The organism is Bradyrhizobium huanghuaihaiense (assembly GCF_007830635.1).
Taxonomy (GTDB): domain Bacteria; phylum Pseudomonadota; class Alphaproteobacteria; order Rhizobiales; family Xanthobacteraceae; genus Bradyrhizobium; species Bradyrhizobium huanghuaihaiense.
Genome location: NZ_VLLA01000004.1, coordinates 415,546 through 434,787, shown reverse-complemented (window position 1 = coordinate 434,787; position 19,242 = coordinate 415,546). Strand labels below are relative to the sequence as shown.

24 protein-coding genes are annotated in these 19,242 nt (G+C 65.4%); 9 read left to right on the top strand and 15 right to left on the bottom strand.

Annotation, left to right across the window (positions count from 1 at the left end; genetic code table 11):
• Window positions 1–63: 63 nt before the first annotated feature.
• The 3 genes from IQ16_RS12580 to IQ16_RS12570 all read right to left on the bottom strand — a co-directional run bounded on the left by IQ16_RS12580 (window position 64) and on the right by IQ16_RS12570 (window position 2,303).
• A complete protein-coding gene (locus IQ16_RS12580) occupies window positions 64–924 on the bottom strand; it encodes an SDR family NAD(P)-dependent oxidoreductase (RefSeq protein ID WP_018641361.1) in 861 nt (286 codons plus the stop codon).
• Window positions 925–961: 37 nt separating this feature from the next.
• Window positions 962–1,366: a DoxX family protein gene (locus IQ16_RS12575; RefSeq protein WP_018641362.1), complete on the bottom strand. Its 405-nt coding sequence runs from the start codon at window positions 1,364–1,366 to the stop codon at window positions 962–964.
• Between the two features lie 76 nt (window positions 1,367–1,442).
• Window positions 1,443–2,303 carry a pirin family protein gene (locus IQ16_RS12570; protein ID WP_018641363.1) on the bottom strand — a complete coding sequence of 287 codons (861 nt, stop codon included), beginning with the start codon at window positions 2,301–2,303 and terminating at the stop codon, window positions 1,443–1,445.
• Between the two features lie 94 nt (window positions 2,304–2,397).
• On the opposite strand from IQ16_RS12570, the gene IQ16_RS12565 reads away from it, so the two are divergent.
• Window positions 2,398–3,288 carry a LysR family transcriptional regulator gene (locus IQ16_RS12565; protein ID WP_018641364.1) on the top strand — a complete coding sequence of 297 codons (891 nt, stop codon included), beginning with the start codon at window positions 2,398–2,400 and terminating at the stop codon, window positions 3,286–3,288.
• Window positions 3,289–3,756: 468 nt separating this feature from the next.
• Here the strand turns inward: IQ16_RS12565 and IQ16_RS12560 are convergent, their stop codons facing one another.
• From IQ16_RS12560 to IQ16_RS12540, 5 genes are all read right to left on the bottom strand, one after another.
• A complete protein-coding gene (locus IQ16_RS12560; protein ID WP_145831482.1) occupies window positions 3,757–4,032 on the bottom strand; it encodes a DUF2934 domain-containing protein in 276 nt (91 codons plus the stop codon).
• Window positions 4,033–4,195: 163 nt separating this feature from the next.
• A complete protein-coding gene (locus IQ16_RS12555; RefSeq protein ID WP_018641366.1) occupies window positions 4,196–4,381 on the bottom strand; it encodes a hypothetical protein in 186 nt (61 codons plus the stop codon).
• A complete protein-coding gene (locus IQ16_RS12550; RefSeq protein ID WP_080648017.1) occupies window positions 4,378–4,539 on the bottom strand; it encodes a DUF2934 domain-containing protein in 162 nt (53 codons plus the stop codon). The genes IQ16_RS12555 and IQ16_RS12550 overlap by 4 nt, the downstream gene beginning before the upstream one ends.
• 126 nt (window positions 4,540–4,665) lie before the next feature.
• Entirely contained in the window at window positions 4,666–4,995 is a 330-nt protein-coding gene (locus tag IQ16_RS46530) for a hypothetical protein (RefSeq protein ID WP_018641368.1), read from the bottom strand.
• Window positions 4,992–5,720: an AraC family transcriptional regulator gene (locus tag IQ16_RS12540; protein WP_321175490.1), complete on the bottom strand. Its 729-nt coding sequence runs from the start codon at window positions 5,718–5,720 to the stop codon at window positions 4,992–4,994. Before IQ16_RS12540 ends, IQ16_RS46530 begins: the two co-directional genes overlap by 4 nt.
• Window positions 5,721–6,149: 429 nt before the next feature.
• Between IQ16_RS12540 and IQ16_RS45115 the strand changes: the two genes are divergently transcribed.
• The 8 genes from IQ16_RS45115 to IQ16_RS12505 all read left to right on the top strand — a co-directional run bounded on the left by IQ16_RS45115 (window position 6,150) and on the right by IQ16_RS12505 (window position 13,628).
• The gene (locus IQ16_RS45115) at window positions 6,150–6,290 is read left to right on the top strand and encodes a hypothetical protein (protein ID WP_158646926.1); all 141 of its coding nucleotides are present in this window, start codon (window positions 6,150–6,152) and stop codon (window positions 6,288–6,290) included.
• 29 nt (window positions 6,291–6,319) lie between these two features.
• Window positions 6,320–7,834, top strand: a complete 1,515-nt coding sequence (locus IQ16_RS12535; protein WP_244635643.1) for a two-component system sensor histidine kinase NtrB — start codon at window positions 6,320–6,322, stop codon at window positions 7,832–7,834.
• The gene (locus tag IQ16_RS12530; protein WP_018641371.1) at window positions 7,831–8,502 is read left to right on the top strand and encodes a response regulator transcription factor; all 672 of its coding nucleotides are present in this window, start codon (window positions 7,831–7,833) and stop codon (window positions 8,500–8,502) included. Before IQ16_RS12535 ends, IQ16_RS12530 begins: the two co-directional genes overlap by 4 nt.
• A gap of 106 nt (window positions 8,503–8,608) precedes the next feature.
• The gene (locus IQ16_RS12525; RefSeq protein ID WP_018641372.1) at window positions 8,609–8,992 is read left to right on the top strand and encodes a response regulator transcription factor; all 384 of its coding nucleotides are present in this window, start codon (window positions 8,609–8,611) and stop codon (window positions 8,990–8,992) included.
• Between the two features lie 165 nt (window positions 8,993–9,157).
• On the top strand, window positions 9,158–11,011 hold the full coding sequence (locus IQ16_RS12520) for an FUSC family protein (RefSeq protein WP_018641373.1): 1,854 nt from the start codon (window positions 9,158–9,160) through the stop codon (window positions 11,009–11,011).
• The gene (locus IQ16_RS12515; protein ID WP_018641374.1) at window positions 11,008–11,211 is read left to right on the top strand and encodes a DUF1656 domain-containing protein; all 204 of its coding nucleotides are present in this window, start codon (window positions 11,008–11,010) and stop codon (window positions 11,209–11,211) included. The genes IQ16_RS12520 and IQ16_RS12515 overlap by 4 nt, the downstream gene beginning before the upstream one ends.
• 12 nt (window positions 11,212–11,223) lie before the next feature.
• Complete coding sequence (locus tag IQ16_RS12510) at window positions 11,224–12,336, top strand: HlyD family secretion protein (RefSeq protein ID WP_018641375.1); 1,113 nt, start codon at window positions 11,224–11,226, stop codon at window positions 12,334–12,336.
• A gap of 533 nt (window positions 12,337–12,869) precedes the next feature.
• Window positions 12,870–13,628: an AraC family transcriptional regulator gene (locus tag IQ16_RS12505; protein ID WP_321175491.1), complete on the top strand. Its 759-nt coding sequence runs from the start codon at window positions 12,870–12,872 to the stop codon at window positions 13,626–13,628.
• 220 nt (window positions 13,629–13,848) lie between these two features.
• On the opposite strand, the gene IQ16_RS12500 is transcribed toward IQ16_RS12505, so the two are convergent.
• The 7 genes from IQ16_RS12500 to mdcC are packed head-to-tail and all read right to left on the bottom strand — an operon-like array spanning window position 13,849 to window position 19,238.
• Window positions 13,849–14,787 carry an acyltransferase domain-containing protein gene (locus IQ16_RS12500; RefSeq protein ID WP_018641376.1) on the bottom strand — a complete coding sequence of 313 codons (939 nt, stop codon included), beginning with the start codon at window positions 14,785–14,787 and terminating at the stop codon, window positions 13,849–13,851.
• A gap of 9 nt (window positions 14,788–14,796) precedes the next feature.
• The gene (locus IQ16_RS12495; protein WP_018641377.1) at window positions 14,797–15,747 is read right to left on the bottom strand and encodes an AEC family transporter; all 951 of its coding nucleotides are present in this window, start codon (window positions 15,745–15,747) and stop codon (window positions 14,797–14,799) included.
• A complete protein-coding gene (gene mdcB, locus IQ16_RS12490; protein WP_018641378.1) occupies window positions 15,744–16,625 on the bottom strand; it encodes a triphosphoribosyl-dephospho-CoA synthase MdcB in 882 nt (293 codons plus the stop codon). The genes IQ16_RS12495 and mdcB overlap by 4 nt, the downstream gene beginning before the upstream one ends.
• Complete coding sequence (gene mdcG, locus IQ16_RS12485; protein WP_026311747.1) at window positions 16,622–17,302, bottom strand: malonate decarboxylase holo-[acyl-carrier-protein] synthase; 681 nt, start codon at window positions 17,300–17,302, stop codon at window positions 16,622–16,624. Before mdcG ends, mdcB begins: the two co-directional genes overlap by 4 nt.
• On the bottom strand, window positions 17,277–17,999 hold the full coding sequence (mdcE, locus tag IQ16_RS12480; RefSeq protein ID WP_018641380.1) for a biotin-independent malonate decarboxylase subunit gamma: 723 nt from the start codon (window positions 17,997–17,999) through the stop codon (window positions 17,277–17,279). Before mdcE ends, mdcG begins: the two co-directional genes overlap by 26 nt.
• A complete protein-coding gene (locus IQ16_RS12475; protein ID WP_018641381.1) occupies window positions 17,986–18,924 on the bottom strand; it encodes a biotin-independent malonate decarboxylase subunit beta in 939 nt (312 codons plus the stop codon). Before IQ16_RS12475 ends, mdcE begins: the two co-directional genes overlap by 14 nt.
• Entirely contained in the window at window positions 18,921–19,238 is a 318-nt protein-coding gene (gene mdcC, locus IQ16_RS12470; protein WP_018641382.1) for a malonate decarboxylase acyl carrier protein, read from the bottom strand. The genes IQ16_RS12475 and mdcC overlap by 4 nt, the downstream gene beginning before the upstream one ends.
• Window positions 19,239–19,242 lie beyond the last annotated feature (4 nt).

The window sequence follows — 19,242 nt, the reverse complement described above, 5'->3', positions numbered from 1 at the left end:
CAAGCTCCTCTCTTTCATGTTTCGGGATGGCTGCGATATCGCTCTAGCGAGCGGATCAATTTGCTAAAGGCCGACGATTTGAAGACGACGGGCGTCCTGTTCAGCGTCCGAGTGTTCGCGGACGAAGCGCAGTATGTCTTCGGCATCCGGCCCCACGCCGGCCTTGCTCGGCGCAGGAACTTGTTCGGCGATCTCAATGACGCGCCTGGCCGCCGCAACTGACTCCAGCCCGCTCTCCTGCATGCTATTCAGTTTGTCCGCAAACATACCGAAGGTCGGCCCGTACAATCGTTTATGTTCGGGAGTCATGCCGTCAGCGATGCGCTTGAGCGCGGCGGTGGTCTTGGCCGGCCCGCCCGTTTTCATGTTGCCGGCTGCGGCGACCACCACATCGATACCAAACGGCTTGAGTTCTGCGCGGTACACGGCCGCAAACGCCTCCATGGCCGCTTTCGATGCGCCGGACGGTCCGTTGAAAGGCAGCGGCAAGCTCGCCGTCCACGTGCTGACCTGAACGATGCGGCCGCGCGCCTTCCGTAAGGCCGGCAGAAGCGCATTGATGACCGACAGGGCTCCGTAGACGTTGACCTCAAATTCGCGATGGATAGCGCCTAGCGACAGCACCTCCAGAGGCCCTGGCGTCAGGATCCCGGCATTGTTGATCAGAAGGTCGAGCCCTTCTGTCCGGCTCTCGACTTCGCGAGCCCAGCCGTTGACGGCGGCTTCGTCCGTCATGTCGCAGACTGTTAGGCTGACGGTACCGTTCGAAGGCTGCTTGAGATCGGCGACCTCGTCCGCGGAAAGGGCCGTTCCAAACACGCGGTAGTTCTTCGCCGCAAGACCCAGTGCGATGTCGCGACCCAGGCCACTGCCGGCTCCGGTCACCGCAGCCGAACCTCTGCTTTGGATAGCTGAACGAGACATGAGACATTCTCCTCACAGAGACGACGGACGAATGGGCTCACGCCGGGACGGGGACGGACTTGCGGCGATTGTCCAGGCTGAACGCACCAGCGCCGGAGGCGACCACTTGTAGAAGCCCGCCCGTGATCGCGATGTTCTTCAGGAAATGGATCATCTGGTTTTGATCGGCCATGTTGTTGTGGAACAGCACAGCGGCCGCCAGTGTGAAGATTGCCAACATGGTGGCCGCAAGGCGGGTTTGAAAACCAAGCAGCAGCGCAAGCCCACCTCCCAGCTCCACGAGCACCGCGATCGCGAAAGCGGCTGGAGCAAATGGCGCACCGGCCGACTGGATGTACGCCATCGTGTTGGCTGGTGCGGCAATCTTTGACAGGCCAGACATGACGAAGATCAACGCGATCAACAGGCGACCCAGCGCAGGAAGGTAGGCAGGCGTGGACATCGAAGAATTCTCTCTGTTTTGAGACACGGGGATTGATGAGGATTTCCGACGATGAAGGTGGGCGCGATGGGGCACGTCAGATCTCTCCCATCCGGCCCGCGTGATAGTCACGGACCGCCCGTTCAAGCTCGGCAATGGTGTTCATGACGAAAGGACCGTGGCGTACGACGGGAGCGTCGAGCGGATCGCCGCCGACCACCAGCAACTCGCTATTGTCCTCCACTACGACCTGAAGCGTGTCGCCCGATGTAAGGCGGGCAAGCTGCCCGGCCTCCATGGCCTGCCCATCGATTGCAACCCCGCCGGTCATGACATAGAGGGCAAGCTCACGAGGATGCGACACATCCATGTGCAGCGTACCGCCGGCGTTCAAGCTGGCGTGGACGAGGAAGGGATCGCCGGAGGTCCGGACGGGACCGGCGACATCGCCGATCTGCCCTGCAACCAGGCGAACTGCCCCCGTGTGCGGGAGTAGCGGAATTTCTTGCGCCCTCACGTGCCTATAGGCAGGCTCGGCATGCTTGGCGCCTTTCGGCATGTTGATCCACAACTGCACCCCGTGCAGATGGCCACCTTCGCGACGCAGGATCTCGGCCGGCGATTCATCGTGGATGACGCCGCGTCCGGCGCGCATCCATTGCACCTCGCCCGGCCCCATTGTGCTGGTGTTGCCGAGGCTGTCCTTGTGAACCGTCCGGCCTTCGAGCAGCAGGCTCAGCGTCTCGATACCGGCGTGAGGGTGGGCCGACGCGCCTTTGGCTTCGCCCGGTCGCACCTCGATCGGACCAAAATGATCAAGGAAGATGAACGGCCCGATGGCTTCAAAGGCAGACGACGGGATCGCGCGGCGAACCTCGAGGCCATCCCCCTCGATGGCATGGAAGGCGGCATGGAGTGTCGCGATTTTGCGCTCGCGGGCGCGTGTGAGGGTATTCATGGGCAGTCTCGTTTGAACAGCAACCGAGCGATACCCGCCTTCCACATTTCAGAAAATACGGATAATATAGAATAGGCTATTCAGGATAATAGAAATGAGAGTTGGCACCCCCACGGTCGATCAGCTGCAGATCCTGGCCACAGTGGTCGAGTGCGGCAGCTTCGCAGCGGCGGGCAGGCGGCTGAGCCGCGCCACCTCCGCGATCGCTTACGGGGTCGACAATCTCGAGGAGCAGCTCGGTGTCACTGTCTTCGACCGCTCTGGAACGAAGAAGCCTGAATTGACCGAGGCAGGGCGCGCGCTGCTCGCCCACGCACGCTCAGTCCTTCAAGGCGTCGAGAAGATGCGCGCGAAGGCTGCGAGCCTGCGCGAGGGCGAGGAAGCCGAAGTCTCGCTGGTTACCGACGTGATGCTCCCGACGGCCCGCCTCGTCGACGCTTTGCAAGGAATCCAAGTTGCATATCCGGCGGTTCAGTTGCGATTGCACGCAGAGGCGCTTGGCGCGGTGACCCAGCTCGTAGCCGACGGTACCGCGCGATTGGGGATCAACTGCGCGATGCATCCGCTTCCGGATGACATGGAGAGACAGCTGATCGGCCATGTCAGGCTGATCCCGGTGGGGTCGCCTTCGCATCCGCTGGCACGCGCGCGGCGGCATTCGCCAGGTGATCTGCGAGACCATATCCAGCTCGTTCTGAGCGATCGCTCGCCACTCACGCGAGGCCAGGATTTCGGTGTCTTCAGCAAGAAGACGTGGCGGCTGGCGGATCTCGGCGTGAAGCATGCGTTGTTGCTGGCCACCGTCGGCTGGGGCCTGATGCCTGAATTCATGGTCCGCGGCGATCTGGAGGCAGGGCGGCTGATCGAACTGGACATACCGGGCTCGAAGGATGCGCTGTATCCGTTACAGGCAATTTGGCGCGTGCAAACGCCGCCGGGTCCCGCAACTCAATGGCTGATCGATCGATTGGCAGGTCAGGTTTGAGTTTTGGGATCCCCGTTTTGAAGCGTGACTGATCTCAGATTGAGATATCAGCCGGGCCTCAGCTCGTAGGATGGGTAGAGCAAAGCGAAACCCATCCTCCTTGCCGAACACCGTTCGTACGGCGTGTTCGAAGGATACGCGCCAAGGACTGCGCCGCCACAGGGATCGCGGCGGCTAACAAGGTCGATCTCGCGAACGCGCGGCACCTTCCACCCCACCATCATTCCCCTCGTGTGATTCAAGTCACAGCAGAATCGGCTACCCCCGCCTACACTGACCGAGCATGGCCGCAAACAAGGTAACGGCGGTACGCACGAGGCTGCGGAGGCGATCAACAGCTTAAGGACTTTTCGAAGCCGCCAGGGCGCGAAGAACCCGGCGGCTTTTTTCTCGCCAGGGAAACGGCGAACGAAGCCTGCGATGCGGCCTGCGGCCGATATCGCCTGGAGCCGGCAGCTGTCGAAGGGGTCAGGCGCCCGAGCCCTTCCTCTCCTCGCGTTCCGCCTCGATCTCCCGCTCCGCTTCGAGCCAGAAGTCCAGGTCACGATCGGTCGGTCGGCCGGCCTGCTCCCAGAGCTCGTACGCACGCGCGCGCACCTCGCCGCGCCGCATCATGCGAAATAGCTTTCGCTTCAGCTCCTCCGCGAAGCTTCTGAAGCGCTGTCCCGCTGTCTCGTCCTTGACGAGCGCGGCCGCTCGCGTTGCGAATTCGATCTGGCGCTCGATCTTCTGCTGCTCGTCCACTGCGAACACTGCCGTAGGAACAGGTTGTTTCAGAACCCGTGCTGTTCAAACACCAAATCTTTTCCGCCGAGTTCTGTTCCTTGAGATGCAGTTCGCAGGACGGATGGGGCGAAGCGAAACTCAAGCCTCGGCAACGGAGCAGCATGGAAGCGGCGGGCGCCGCCTAGTGCCACGTCGTGTCGGCTTCGACGATCACCACCCTCGTTTCGGGATCTTCGGTCGTGTTGCAGGTGCAAGGCATGCCCTCGCCGCAGCGGCAGCCGCCGAGCTTTTCGCTCCAGACCCGGAGCGGATGGTTTTCGCAGACCCATCCCAGACCCTGGCAGAATGGGCAGGTCTTGCCGGTCACAGCGTATCCGGCGTCCGCTGCGTGTTGGACTTGTCCTCGTTGCGCAGCTCCTGCTGGGCCGCGCGCCAAAACTCCTCCTCGCGGCCTTCGGGCTTACCGGCCTGCTCCCACAGGCGGTGCGCGCGTTCTCTGATCTCTTGCTCGGTCGGCTCGGACAATTGCATCTCCTCCTGTGAGCACGGCCCGCCCTTGGGTATGGGGGGGCTTGGAGGCAGGCCGTGCAGGCCAGCGCTCGGCAGCGAATCTGGCCCGCGGAGTCAAGCACTGACGGTTCGCAAGAGTTCCTAGTCGATCGTACCGACGCGGCGCGCCCTGGGCCCGACGCACTGCCCCGCGCAACGCATTCCCCTGGCGAGTGCGACGACGTCGAGCCCGGGCAGCTCGATCAACGACCCCATCGATGCATAACGCGCGATGCCGCCGGCGACGAACCTGCAGAAGCTGAGAGTGACGCGACCGTAGAAGACGCCTGCTCCGGGCTCCGAGGATGCGAAACGATAGGAGGCGCCGAGTCCGCGGGCGATCGCCAATAGTCCCATGATCTCGTGGTGCGTCAGGGCCGAGTGAATGCCGAGCAATGAAAGCAACAGGGCTTGAATGCCGAGGCTGCTCATGACGGCCTCGCCTCGATGCGCGGCATCGGCAGGAATTGCGCGAGATGGGCGCTCCTCCACTGATATGGCGTATCGCCGGCGAAGCGCTTGAACACCGTCGTGAAATGAGCCTGCGTCTGGAACCCGACGGTCAAGGCGATGTCGACGAGCGAGGCGTCGGCCCGCTGCAGCAATTCCTGGGCTCGCTCGATCCGCCGCTTCAGCAAATAATCATGCGGCCGCATGCCGACGGCCGCCCGGAACTGCGCGGCGAAATGCATCCGGCTCAGGCCGGCCACGGCGGCCAGATGCTGCAAGGTGACCTTCGCGTCCAGGTTGTCGTCGATGTACTGCATGACGCGCTTGAGGCGCCATTTCTGCAGCGACCGCACCGTGCGGCAGGCCTGCCCTTCGCGGTCGCCCTCGGCCGGCTCGGACTGGCCTCGACTGACCACCGGCCGCCGGCTGGCCTTGCAGGTCAGCATGGCCAGACGCAACGCGTCGACCAGGATGGCGGAATGGGGATGGTGCATGGCTCTGGTGGCCGCGAGTGCATCCGAGAGGCGCCGCATCACCGGATCCGCGACCTCCCCGGCATCCGTCTTCCGATCGGACTCGGCGGACACGCGCGCAAGACGTTTCGCGGAGACCCTGAAGCTCGGCCCGCCGTCGGCCGATCCTCGCACCTCCGGCGCAGGCGCCTCGATGGCCAGCGCGACATCCAGATGTACGAGGGAGAGCGTCATTGCCTCCTCGCCGGAGCGCGGCGAACGCTTCGTTGGCCGCGGAAGCGGGCCGTCGATCGACGAGACGTCGATTGCGGCGGCGACATGATCCTTGGCAGTTTGCGGGTATGACATCATCAGCGACATCGTCGAGCCTCCTTGTCCCAGTTCGCAGCGGCAATGCCTGGCCGGCTTGTCCGAATGCGATGGGAGCAGAGTAGTTCGGCGATCCGCGCACTCCATTCTACGCGCGGGTGCATGGATAAGGTCTCGGGTTAACCGCGTCATACCTAGGTATGATCGCAGCGCGGCCAGGGGACGAGGGCGCGAGCGGAACTCCTCGTCTGCATCCACGGACGTGCGAGCCCGATGGTGCGGCGCGCCTGCGATAGTTTGACGCGCCTGCGTTCGGCGAGATCGCCGATCAGCCTTGTTCTGCCGGAGAATCCCTTGTCGGAACTCACGCCGGATTCAACTTCACACGAGGTCTTCCAAGAGAGCACGAAAATCACCGGGCTGGATATTGTGGACGCGATCAAATCGCGGCATCAACGCGGCTGCGATGAGAAGAAACACCGCCTGCGACGATGACGAAGCTTGATCGGCCTACGGGTTCATCCATGAGCCGCGCCGGCTTGCGGTTCTGGTCCGCCGTCCTCGCCTTCGCGGTCTTCATGGTCGACGTGCTGACGCCGCTCGAGGGCGCGGTCGCGGTGCTCTATGTCGTCGCGATCCTGCTTGCGGCGAGGACGAACCGACGCAACGACATCATCATTGCCGCAGCCGGCTGCATCGTCCTGACCATAAGCGCCTATCTGACGTCGCACGGTCTGCAGACGATCGCCTCGCCTGCCCTTCGCGCGCTGGTGAGCCTCGCGGCCATCGGGATCACGACCCTGCTGGTGCTGCAGAATCACGCGGCGCACAGCGCGCTGGTTCAGAGCGAGCAGCGATACCGCCGGATGTTCGACGCAACCCGGATCGGCGTCGTCGAGGAAGACTGGAGCGGACTCCGGGCCGCGCTGGATTCGCTACCGAGCCGCGGGGCGGACCTGCGCGATTATCTGGCACGACATCCCGATTTCATCCGGCATGCCCGCGGGCTCGCCAGGATCGTCGACGTCAATCCGGCCCTGCAGAAGATGGCGGGCGCCAGCAGCTCGGCGGCCTTCATCGAGAACGTGGACAAGCTGCTGGGCGAGAACGATCGCAGTTTCCTCGACGCGCTGGTCGCATTTGCGCAAGGAGAGCGGTTCCACGAAGGCGAGACCGAGCTCGTGCGGTTCGACGGACGCAAGGTGCCCGTGCTGTTCACGATCACCTTTTCGCCCCGATCCGGCGAAGATCATGACGTGCTGGTCTTCGTCGTCGACATCACCGAGCGCAAGCAGGCGCAAGACGCGCTGCTCGCGGCGCAGGCCGAGCTCGCCCATGCGGCGCGCGTTGCCACCCTCGGCGAGCTCAGCGCCTCCATTGCGCACGAGGTGAACCAGCCGCTGGCGGCGATCGTCACCAGCGGCGAAGCCGGCTTGCGCTGGCTGCGGCGCGACGTCCCCGATCTCAAGGAGGTTGCGACCACGATCGGCCATGTCGTTGCTCAAGGCCGCCGTGCCAGCGAGGTCGTGACCCGCATCCGGACCTTCCTGAAGAAGGCTTCGCCCCAAAAGGACATGCTCCACATCGGCGAGATCATCGACGAGGCAACGGCGCTGGTCGCGCGCGAGCTCGCCAAGGACGACGTCGCCCTCATCGTCGAGACGGAGCCTGACCTGCCGTCGGTTCGCGGCGACCGGATCCAGCTGCAACAGGTCCTGGTCAATCTCCTGATCAATGCCGGCCAGGCCATGTCGGGCCGCCCTGGTTCCCGCACCATCACGCTGCGCGTCAGCACCGCGAACAGCGAGACCCTCGCGATCACGGTGCAGGACAGCGGCCCGGGTATCCACCCTGACGACCTGCCGCGCCTGTTCGATCCGTTCTTCACGACGAAGGACGGCGGGATGGGCATGGGGCTTGCGATCTGCCGAACGACGGTGGAAGCTCACGGCGGCCGGTTGTCGGTGGCGAGCACCCCGGGTTCGGGCGCGACATTCCACCTCACACTGCCATTTAGCCAAGAACACGCCCTGCCATGACACGACCAAACCAGGCCCAACCGCCGGCGCCTCCCTCCAGCGCGATCGTCATCATCGTCGATGACGATGCGGGCATCCGCACCTCACTCGACAGCCTGTTCCGATCCGTCGGCCTCGAGACGCGGCTGTTCGGCTCGCCGGCCGAACTGCTCGGCAGCTCGCTGCCCGACCGCCCCGGCTGCATCGTGCTGGACGTCCGCCTTCCGGGCGTGAGCGGGCTCGATCTGCAGGGCCAGCTCGTCCGGCAGGGCATCAGCTATCCGATCATCTTCATGACCGGCCATGGCGACATTCCGATGTCGGTGCGCGCCATGAAGGCCGGCGCAGTGGACTTCCTCTCCAAGCCGTTCCGCGACCAGGACATGCTCGACGCCGTGACGGCGGCGCTCGAGCGCGATGCGCTGCACCGCGCCGAAGCCGCGACCAAGGACGACATCAGGGCCCAATACGAGACCCTGACGGCGCGCGAGCGCGAGGTGATGGGCCATGTCACCGCCGGCCTGATGAACAAGCAGGTCGCCGCCCTGATCGGCCTCAGCGAGATCACGGTCAAGATCCACCGCGGGAACGTCATGCGCAAGATGGGGGTTAGGTCACTGGCCGACCTCGTTCGCAAGGCCGAGGCGCTCGGGGTTTCCCAAACCCGCAGGTCTACGGACCAAACCTGAGTATAATTCCGGCGGGCCCACCCCAGGGTGCATAAGGCGTCATCGGCCGCGCAACGGGAGATATCCTCCTTGCCTTGCGGAACACCGCGGTCAGGATTGTGCGCGAATGGCCAAAACCCCCGTGATTGCGATTGTGGACGACGATGAGGGCGTTCGCACTTCGCTTGCGAGCCTGGTTCGCTCGCTTGGCTACGAGGCCGATGCCTACGAGTCCGGCATCGACTTCCTGCAGCATGCGCCGGGAGACGATCCGGCATGCATGATCGCCGACATCCAGATGCCCGTGATCACCGGCGATGAGTTACAGGCCCAGTTGATAGCCTCCGGCCGCCGCTTCCCGATCATCTTCATGACGGCATTTCCAAGCGAAGCCGTGCGTCAGCGCGTGATGGCCGCCGGCGCGCATTGCTTTCTCGGCAAGCCGTCCAGCGGCGACGAGATCATCCGCTGTCTCGAGAACGCGCTGGCAGGCCACGGCGCAGCGCCGTAATCCATCCGTCCCTCGCTCGCGCGGCACCCTCGTCCCCCAAGCGTGCATTCTGGCAACCGGGTTGGTGGACCGGAAATACCGGCAGGCCCGGCCAACCTCATAGTCACCGTCGATATTGTCGATATCGGCAGGGCGGGCACGCTCTGCCGAAGCGGATGGGGAAACATGCCAGTGAACGCCACCAGTGCTGCCGCGCCGCGCCCGCTGGTCTTCGCCGGATTCCCCGCGAGCTCCTGGGCTCTCGCGTTGCGCGTCTGGCTGGCGATGCTGCTCGCACTCTATGTCAGCTTCTGGCTCGAGCTCGACTCGCCGTCGTCGTCCGCCCTCACCGTGGCCGTCCTGGCCCTGCCGACACGCGGTCAGGGCATGGAGAAGGCCGGCTACCGGCTGCTCGCAACCGCCATCGGCGTTGCCGCTTCGATCGCAATCGCGGGCCTGTTTTCCCAGACCGACGGTCTCCTGCTCGCGGTGCTCGGCATCTGGGTCGGGCTCTGCGTCTATGTCGCCGGGATGCTGGACGGCAACCGCGCCTATGCAGCCGCGCTCTGCTGCATCACCGTCGCCCTGGTCGATATCCAGCAGATCGACACGCCGCTCCAGGTGTTCCCGGCCGGCGTCGCACGCGGCGCCGCCATCGGCATCGGCGTCCTTGCGGTCGCGCTTGTGAACGAGGTTCTGGCCGCGCCGAATTACCATCCGGTGCTGGCCAGCCGCATCGAGGCGCTGTACCACCGGGCCGCGGACCTCGCGCAAGGTGCCGAGCGTGCCTCCGCGCCGGCTGCCGCGAGCCTGTTGCATGACATCGCGGCACTGCGCCCGGAGATCGCCAGCCTTGCGACGGAATCCAGCATCGGCACGGCAAGGACCGAAGCTGCGCGCGCCGCGCTGGTCGATCTCGTCAGTGCGCTCTCGCTCGGCCGCATGCTCGCAGCGCTCCCCGCCGCCACCCCGGATACAGCCGGGTTAATAGCGACATCCCGATCCTGGCTCCAGACCGAGATCGGCCGAAAGAACGCGCAGGTCCGCAGCAGCCTCGACGCGCTGCGTGAAGGGACGCGGCCGTCCCATGCATGGCGCGCGCCGCTGTATCGCTCGCGCCGCATCGCGGCGGAAACCGGCGCACGGGCCGCGGTCTCGTTCACGCTGATCGCGGTTTTCTTCGTGCTGACGGGCTGGCCGAGCACCGAGCTCTGCCTCTCGCTCGTCGCGGTGATCATCGGCCTCAGCTCGACGTCACCAGCGCCACGCAGCTTCACGCTGGTGACGTTGACGGCGATGCCGATCGCCTGCGCGCTGGCCGGCATGCTGAAATACCTCGTCTTCAACGGCGTGTCCGAATTTCAGCTGCTGGCGATCGGTCTTGCGCCCGTCGTCATCGGCCTCGCACTGCTGATCTCGCTGCCGAACCCGACACTGTCGTCCCTCGGCCGCCTCGTCCTGGTGTTCACGATCGCCGTCCTCGTACCGACCAATCCGCAGAGCTACGACCCCGAGATGTTCCTGGTGGCGAGTCTCTTTGCCTGCCTGTCGGCGGTGCTCGTGTTCGCGGCGCAGATGCTGCTGCCTCCGCTGTCGGGCGACCGGCGGGTTCGGCTGCTGCTGGGAGAAGCCAGGCGCGAGCTGGACCATCTCGACCGCGAACGAACCCGATACCTCGCAGCGGAGGAAGCCGCGTTTCGCGACGCGGCCCGGATCGAACAGATCCTGACCGCAAAGGGCGCCTTGCCTCTCGATGGCCAGATCACGGCCAAGGCGATGCGCTGTTTCGACCAGGCCGAAGCCCTGCGGCGTTGCCGCGCCGAACTGGACCGGCTGCGACTGGGGCCGCTCGCCGAAGCGGCTCAGGACGCGCGAGAGGCCCTCGCGCAGCGGAACGGCGGCGCCATCCTCGCTTCTGCCGACGTGCTCCGCGAGGCGGCGGTGCGAAGCAACCTGCCCGCCAATTCGGCCATCGCCATGCTGATTGCGGCGAGCGGCGCTTTCGCGCCGTCACGTGAAAACCGGGGCGAACGGCCATGACGAACACCTATCGGGAGCTGGTCGTCGGCGGCGTGCTCATCGCCCCCATCGTCACCTATGCGGCAATCGCGCTGCTTGCGTTCCTGCTGCTCCGTCCGCTGCTGCGCTTGGTCGGATTCGCAAGATTGTTCAGCAACCCCTCGCTGGCCGAGCTCAGTCTCTACATTGCGATGTTCGGCCTGTTCGCACTGTTCTTCTAGGGAGAAAGAGCCATGGCCGCCGCGGTGGTCCGTTTCGTCCGCGATGCCGGCAAGCATCTTGCGACCCTCGGCATCGCAGCGATCGCGGTCCTGATCGCGGTTGCGACCTGGCAGCACTACGTCACCGCGCCCTGGACGCGGAACGGCAGCGTCCGCGTCCAGGTCGCCAACGTCGCGCCGCAGGTTGCGGGCAAGATCGTGGAGCTGAGGGTGGCCGACAACCAGTTCGTCCACAGGGGCGACGTCCTCTACGTGATCGATCCCTTCGACTTCGAGGTCGCCGTCCGCGTCGACAAGGCGCTGATGGACCAGCGGGCCGCGGACCTCGTGGTGAAGCAGGCCGAGTACGAGCGGCGCCAGCATCTGTCCGACCTTGCGACGACACCCGAAGAGCAGCAGATCTATGCCGGCAATGCGGCGCAGGCGAAGGCTGCCTACGAGTCGGCGGCGCACCAGCTCGCGCAGGCAGAGCTGAACCTGAAGCGCACCAGCGTGATCAGTCCGGTCGACGGCTACGTCACCAATCTGCTGCTGCGTGCGGGCGACTACGCCGTCACCGGCGTCAGCAACATTTCCGTCATCGACTCCAACAGCTTCTGGATCGACGGCTATTTCGAGGAGACCAAGATGGCGCGGGTCTGCGTCGGCGATCGTGCCGAAGCGCATCTGGTCGGCTATCCCAGGCCGATCCTCGGACATGTGAAGACCGTGACGCGCGGCATCAGCGTGTCGAACGCGGCCGTAGGCACGCAAGGCCTGCCCAACGTCGATCCGATCTACACCTGGGTGCGGCTGGCACAGCGTGTACCGGTTCGCCTCGCCATCGATACGGTGCCGCCGGATGTGCCGCTCGTCTCCGGCATGACAGCGACGGTGACGATCCGGCAGCCGTCCGAGGGCGCCGGACAAACCTCGTTCGACCGGTTCCGCGCGAGCTTCGTCGATCCCGTCTTCGATCTGTTCGGCGCGGGACGTCCGCCCCGCCCCGATTGCCTGCAAACGACATCGCAGCAGCGCCCCGAGATTGAAACGCTTCCCTACACACGCGAACCCGCGGTTCCGCCCGCAGAGAAGATCGCACCCGGCCTTACGCCCGGCATCGACGCCTCGCCGCGCCTGCCCTGAAGCTGACGAGCCACCTGACATTGGGCGAGACGCACCTCGCGTCTCTTCGGTCCGCGTCGCCCGCTAACACCGGGCGCTCGTCCCAAGTGCTTGATCGCTTTGATCCAATTGAAGCATTTGCGACACCCGGTCGCAGTCTGTGCACTTGCAACATCTAACACCCTTTAAGCATCCGTAACGAGCCTTGCGACGGCTTCAGACTTATCGTTCGAGCATGAGCCAATTGCATTCTGCGAGCCGACAGCGGCAGCAGAATCCAGGACACGGGACGAACGATGTTCACTGATCTGCAAGCGGCCGGCGCCTGGTCGCCCTCTCAACCCAACCGTCACGAACCCGATTCCCCGCTGGGGGCACGCGCAGTTCCCTGCGAGCGAAGATGGCGTCAGCCCGGCCAACATGCCGGCGCGCCGCCAGAGGACATCACGATCTCGCGCTGGGTCTGCACGCAAGCAGACATAAGGCAGGAAGAAGCGACGACACCTTGCGACCGATACTTCCTCGCCATCGCCTTGAAGACGACCCCCCTCAAATTGAGCAGAGGCCGTCGCACCATCTTCGACGGCATCATGCCGGCAGGCACGCTCTATGTCGGCGCGCCGTCGCAGCAGCTCTGCGCGTTGTTCTCCGCGCCGTACGATTTCCTGCATTTCCACCCCGCCGCCAGCGTCTATTTTCCATGCCCGCGCCCCGGCGCGGTTCCCGTCTCGCCCGAGATCTTCAACGACCTCCTCCTGCTCCGCGATCCCTTCGCCGAGCAGCTCGCGAAGGCGCTCACCGAACATGGTCATCTGGCCGACCGCGAATTTGCCCGCTGCATCGGCCGGACGCTGGCCATGCACGTTGCCCGGCACGAGCGTCCGCACACGAAAGTCAACGCGCTGGCGAAATGGCGCTTGCGGCGCGTCGAGGAGTATGTCGGGGCACATTTCGAGCGCTGCATCAGCCTGTCCCAATTGGCCAAGGTCGCGGGACTGTCGCGGATGCACTTCGCGGCCCAGTTTCGCGTCGCGACCGGCTACCGACCGCGGGAGTACCTGCTGCACGAGCGCGTCGAACGCGCCAAATCGATGCTATCGAGCTCGGACACGCCTTTGGCCGAGGTGGCGCTGGCCGTCGGCTTCTGCACGCAGGCGCATTTCTCGACCGTGTTCAAGCGCATGACGGGTGACACGCCTGCGCGCTGGCGGAGCGCCGTGCGGAACGCGTCAGCTTCGTCGAGCCACTCGGAGAGCGATCCCGCGTCGGCGCACAAGGCCATGTCGCGCGTGCTGGGCGTGGACCTCTCGTGAATCATGCGAAATGAGAAACAGCAGGGGTTCGTGAAATACGCCGGCTACGGGATCGGCGATGATGTGCGTGTTACGTGACTTAAGACCCCCAAGTCACGGCTCGAGCCTTCCTCCTCCCTGGGCAACGAGCATTTTAGGGGCCGTCCTCCCCCAAAGGACGGCCCCCTTTCTTCGACAGCACGACGCGATCGAGCGCATCGTCGCTTCGGGACTAGTCGGTCTAGGAGCCGAGGCGGCGCATGAGCCAGCTGCGGATGCCCTGAAGACTTCGGAAATCGTCCAGCGAGCGCGCTGGAAGCGTGGGGGCGATTTCCGCGGCCATGCCGCTCAGTGCATGTCCCGGCCCGAGCTCCAAGAAACCCGTCGCACCCGCCTCGACACAGGCTTGCAGGCAATCGGCCCATTGCACGGTTTGCGAGATCTGTGCGGCAAGCTTGTCGAGACCGGTTTCGCGCGAGACGACCGGAGCGGCATCGATTCCGCTCAGAATGCGCGCACCGTTCCGCGACGGGAACGACACCGGCGCCATATTTAAGGTCTCGCGAAATGCGACGGATGCGCCGGCTAGACGCTGGGTGTGGGAGGCAACCTCGACCGGCAAGGCGACGATCCTTGCGCCGTGCATTGCCCCCGCGTCTGCGGCGATCTGGTTCAATGCCTCCCGGCTACCACCGATGACAAAGGCATCGCCCGGATTGACGATGGCGATCGCTGCACCGTGGCGCTCGCAAAGGCGACCGGCCTGCTCTCGCGTAAGGCCGCGGACGAAGATCAGCCCATCGCCGGCGTGCGTCGCCGCATCCATGGCCTCAGCCCGGCGCGCGACGAGGTCGAGCGTGAGGATCGCGTCGAACAGGCCGCCGACGCCCCAGGCCGCGACCTCGCCGACGCTGTAGCCGGCAATGATCGCGCCGCGCGGAATGGCATCGCCGAGCGCGGCCATCGCTGCGAGCGCCTGCAAAGTACACAAAATCTGGCCGGCGCGATTGCGGTGCAGGGCCTCGTCGGGTTCGCGGCGCACGAATTCGCGCGGATCCCCGCCACCGAGCAATGTCGCCGCGTGCGCAAACAGGCGCTCAGCTTCCGGCGCATCGCCGGTGAGGGCGAACATCTCCCGGTGCTGCCTGCCTTGTCCCGAGCACAGGATCGCGAGTGTCATGGTCGCGGCCTAATGAGGAAAGAGCATTGCGATCGTAATCGCCAGGGTCACGATGCTGAAGCCGGTGCTGGCGATGACCATGGAGCCGATCGTCGCGGAGTCCAGCCGGTAGTTGACGGCAAACAGGATGCCGAAGAAGCCCGAGGGCAATGCCGCGAGCAGAATCGCCGTCTTCGCGGCATCGGGCGGAAGGTGCAAGCCGTAAACAATGGCGACCGCCACCAGCGGACGCATGACGTCAGCGGCTCCCGTTGCGGCAACCACTCTCCAATTCAGGCGGAGCGACTGGGCAGACAGAACGAGGCCGGTCAGGAACAGCGCAACGCCTGCAGCCGCGCTCCCGATCAGGGTGAGACAGGCATGGACAAGTGGATCGAGATTCATGCCGGACAACGACAGCACGACGCCGAGCGCCGGCGCCCACACCACCGGCTTGACGAGCGCGCGCCGCACCGCCATCAGGACCGGATGCGACGGCGCATCGGCGCCGCGCGACTTGGCAGCGCTCATCTCGACGATCACGAGGGTCAAGGGGCTGACAAGGATCGAGCCGGTTGCGAGCGCAACGGCGACCGGGACGATGCCTGTCGGCCCGAGTACGGTCGACAGGATCGGGAGACCAACGCCGGCAAGATTTGGAAAGCCGACCGTCAGAGCCTGCACCGATGCGTCGGATCTCGTCACCGCAAAGAAGCTGCGCTCGAACCAGTACCAGCCGGCATAGATGACCAGCATCGTCACGCCGAACACCAGGAAGACCGGAGCCTGCCCGGTGATCCCATCGCGCGGGGCCGATGCGGTTGCGGCGAACAGCGAGGCCGGCAGGGCGAAATCCATCACAAGCGCGTTGAGACCTTCGACGTGACCGTTGTCGACGATGCGAAATCTGCCGGCGCCGTACCCCAGCAGCAGGACGAAGAAGACCGGCACCAGCGCCATCAGGATGACATTCGACGTCATGAGGTCGGCCTCTCATGGGCGTCGACGAAGAGCGTCATGGCAAGCAGATCGGCCGATCCGCCCGGACTGAGACGGCGGGCGACGAAGCTCTCGTGAATCGCTTGCGCGCGTGCACGCCAGCCGGATGCGCGGACGCCGCCTGAAGCAATGAAGCGGCGCGCTGCGTCGTGCGCAAAGCGAAGGCCGTCGAGCCCGCCTCGATGCAGGAGGTTGGTGTCCTCGACGGATGCGATCAGGGCAAAGCATGCTTCGACCCGTGCGGCTTCCGTATCCTCCGGAACGACAGGCGCCGCTCTCCGCAAGGCTGGTAAGCCGATTCTGTAGATACTCGGAAATCCCGTCGCAGCCTCGATACGCGCACCGCCGGCGCGAAAGCGGCGACGGGCCGCGCTGCCATGGCTGTGCAGCAGCACCGGACCGTCGAGGATTCTGTCGCCCCACAGGCGCGTCACGACATCGCCAAGCGGAAACCGGGGATCGACCAATCCACCGGCTCTCGCGCCGGCCGCCGCGCACAGCAGGCCGAGCCCGAAGATCGCACCACGATGCGTGTTGACCCCCGACGTTGCCGCGAACATGGCGCGCTCCGCCTCGAGGCCGATGATCCGCAGCCGGCCCATGCCGCAGCCAAGCGCGCCTGCATCGGCCAGGCGTTGCAGATAAGGCCTGATCGCGACAGCGCTGCGGCGAAACGTGCCCGCATCCATGTCATCGTGACTGCCGTTGTCGACGTGGCTTACCAGCCCCGGCTTCGGCCAGGTTTCCAGCTCCTTGACGAGGCAGTCCGAGGCGACAGCGCCGATGGTGGAGACATCGGGCGCGATCTGCGCCCGGCGTAGCGCCGTCCGTTCCACGCCTCTTGCGGCTGTGGTGATCATGATGCCATCGCTCCCGAAATGAACTGATGCCTGCCGAGCAGCCCAACGCTGTCGATGCTCTTGACCAGAAGCTCGCTCGCGCCGCCGTGAAACTCGCGCCAGTTGACCGCGGCTCCGTCGGCCCCCATCAGCTCACCATCGAGCCGCATCGGCGCATCGGCCTCGATTGCGGCGACATCGGCGACGAGGCGATCGATGTCGGTCTCGGTTCGAAACTCGAACAGGACGTCGAGATCGGAACCGGTGGTCACGTAGTCGAGCCCGGTCAGCGACTGCCAGGCCAGGCTGCCGAAGGCGCGCGCATCCACCGCATCGCGCTGCGCCAGCGCGTCGAGCCGGTCGAGCGTCGGCCACCAGTTGCGCGGCGCGTAAGCCCGCGCCTGCCGCAGCAATGGCGGCCGTGCGACCGAGGTGACGTGGTCGTTATCAACCAGGAAGGAGATCCGCTTCTTGCCGGCCGAGGGCGGCAGGGGCAGGCCTAAAGCGAGGCCGTTTGCCTCGCCTGGCAAGACGCGACGCCTGATGGTCGGCCATCGCATTTTGGGCCAGCGCGCGACCAGCGTATCGGTTGCGAGATCGCCGCGTGCGTCCAGCATCGCGCGCCACCCTGCCGGGCTGACGAAGACGAGGTCGTGACGACCCGGTGGACGCTCAGCGTGCTTGCATGGCGAGGTCACGAACACGCTCCGCGATCTCGGCAGCCTTGAGGCGGCCGCCACGCGCCTTGCCGAGCGCATCCCGCCGGTCCCGCGCGGCCGGCATGTCCGCCAGCAGCGCCTCCAGCTGATCGGCGAGCGAGGCGGCATGGCTCCATGTCATGTGAACCGCGCCCATCTGCGCGAGATTGGACAGGCCCGGAGCGAACACCGGCGTCGACTTCGCCTTCTCCTCCAGCGCTTCCATCGACAGCTTGGTGACCTTCGCCATCGACGGCAGGTCCATCACCGCAGGGGCCGCACCCGGCAATCCGACCAGCACGCGCGTTGCAAGGCCCGTCGCAAGCAGTGCCCCCGCCGCCGAGTGACCGTAGAGAAGGCCGATGGTCGGCCGGCCGTTCATGTCCGCGTGGATCAATACCTTGGCGAGATGCGCGAGGAATTCGTTCAGCCCGAGCAGCTCATCGCGCTTGCTCATGCGCTGGCTGTCGCTGTCGACGAGCACCAGGATCGGACCGCTGTCCCGGCCGATCGACCGGAGCACATGACCGGACAATCTGATTGCCTCGTCGACACCCAGCGCGGTCCTATCAGCGACACCGAGGACGAGCATTGTGTCGCCGGATCGCAGCGTCGCCGAACCGAGAAGGACCCCTTTGTCGTTCCGGACCTCATGGCCATCAGGGAACAGCGAAGTGATGATATCATCGAGCGTCACGGCTGGTCCTCCCGATCCTGTCGGCAAGCGCAATGAACTGATCGGCCGGCAGCTCCGGAACCGTTTCAGCATGTGCGATGCCTTCCGCTGTCCAGATGTCGACGGCATCCTCGCAGGCGCCGAAGCGGCGCAACCGGTCGGCAAGCCGCTCCTGCTCGGCCTTCACGCTGTCGAGACCGAAAGGTCCGACCAGACCCAGCAGCTCCAGCGCGGCCTCGCGGAAATCCTGCACATTGTCATCGGCAAAGACGTCGGCAGCGCCGAGCAGGCGGCGATGCTTGCCGCCCATGGTGCGCCAGACCAGCGCACGGTCGCGGGAGTCGAACTCCTCGACACCGCGATTGGTCTCGATCACCTCGGGGCCCGACACCGCGATGCGCCCGGGCTCCGAGACCGCGAGCGCCGAGCAGCAGCCTGCGATCAACCCGCCGCCGCCATAGCATCCGGACCTGCCGCCAATCAGCCCGATCACCTTCACGCCGGCGCTGCGCGCCTCCATCACCGCCCGCATGATCTCGGCGATGGCGAGCTCGCCGGCATTGGCTTCCTGCAACCGGACGCCGCCGGTGTCGAACAGGATCAGGACGGGGATCGAGCCGATCTGGCGCGCCGCGCGGAGCAGCCCGGTCAGCTTGGCGCCGTGCACCTCGCCGAAGGCGCCGCCCATGAAGCGGCCCTCCTGCGCGGCAACGAACACCGGCGAACCGTCGAGGCGGCCGTGACCGACGACGATGCCGTCGTCGAACTGCTCGGGAAGATCGAATATCTTCAGATGCGGGCTGACCTCGCGCTGCTCCGGCCCGATGAACTCGACGAAGCTGCCGGCATCGAGCAGCAGCTCCAGCCGCGTGCGGGCCGACGCCTCGTAGAAGCTGGTGCCGCGGGCGCGTTCGGCCGGGGTGATGTCCTTGAGTGGCGCGGTCATTGGCCGTTCTCCGCGATCAATCGCACTGCCTGCGCCAGCCGAAGCGAGACCGTATCGGGGCGCGCGCCGCCGTCGTTGATCGAGAATCTTAAGCCGCCGGGCGAATAGCGCTCGACGAAATCGCCGATCACGGCGGTCCACACTTCTCCGAAGCCGATGGCCGCGGTCTTGATGTCGAGGGCGCATTCCGTATCGGGCAGGACGCGCTCCACCAGCACTTCGAGATTTCCCGAAGCGACCACGCCGACGATCGCGCTCTTCCTGATGCCGCCGGCCCGTGCGCGGACCCTGTGCTGAAACCTGAGATCTTCCATGGCC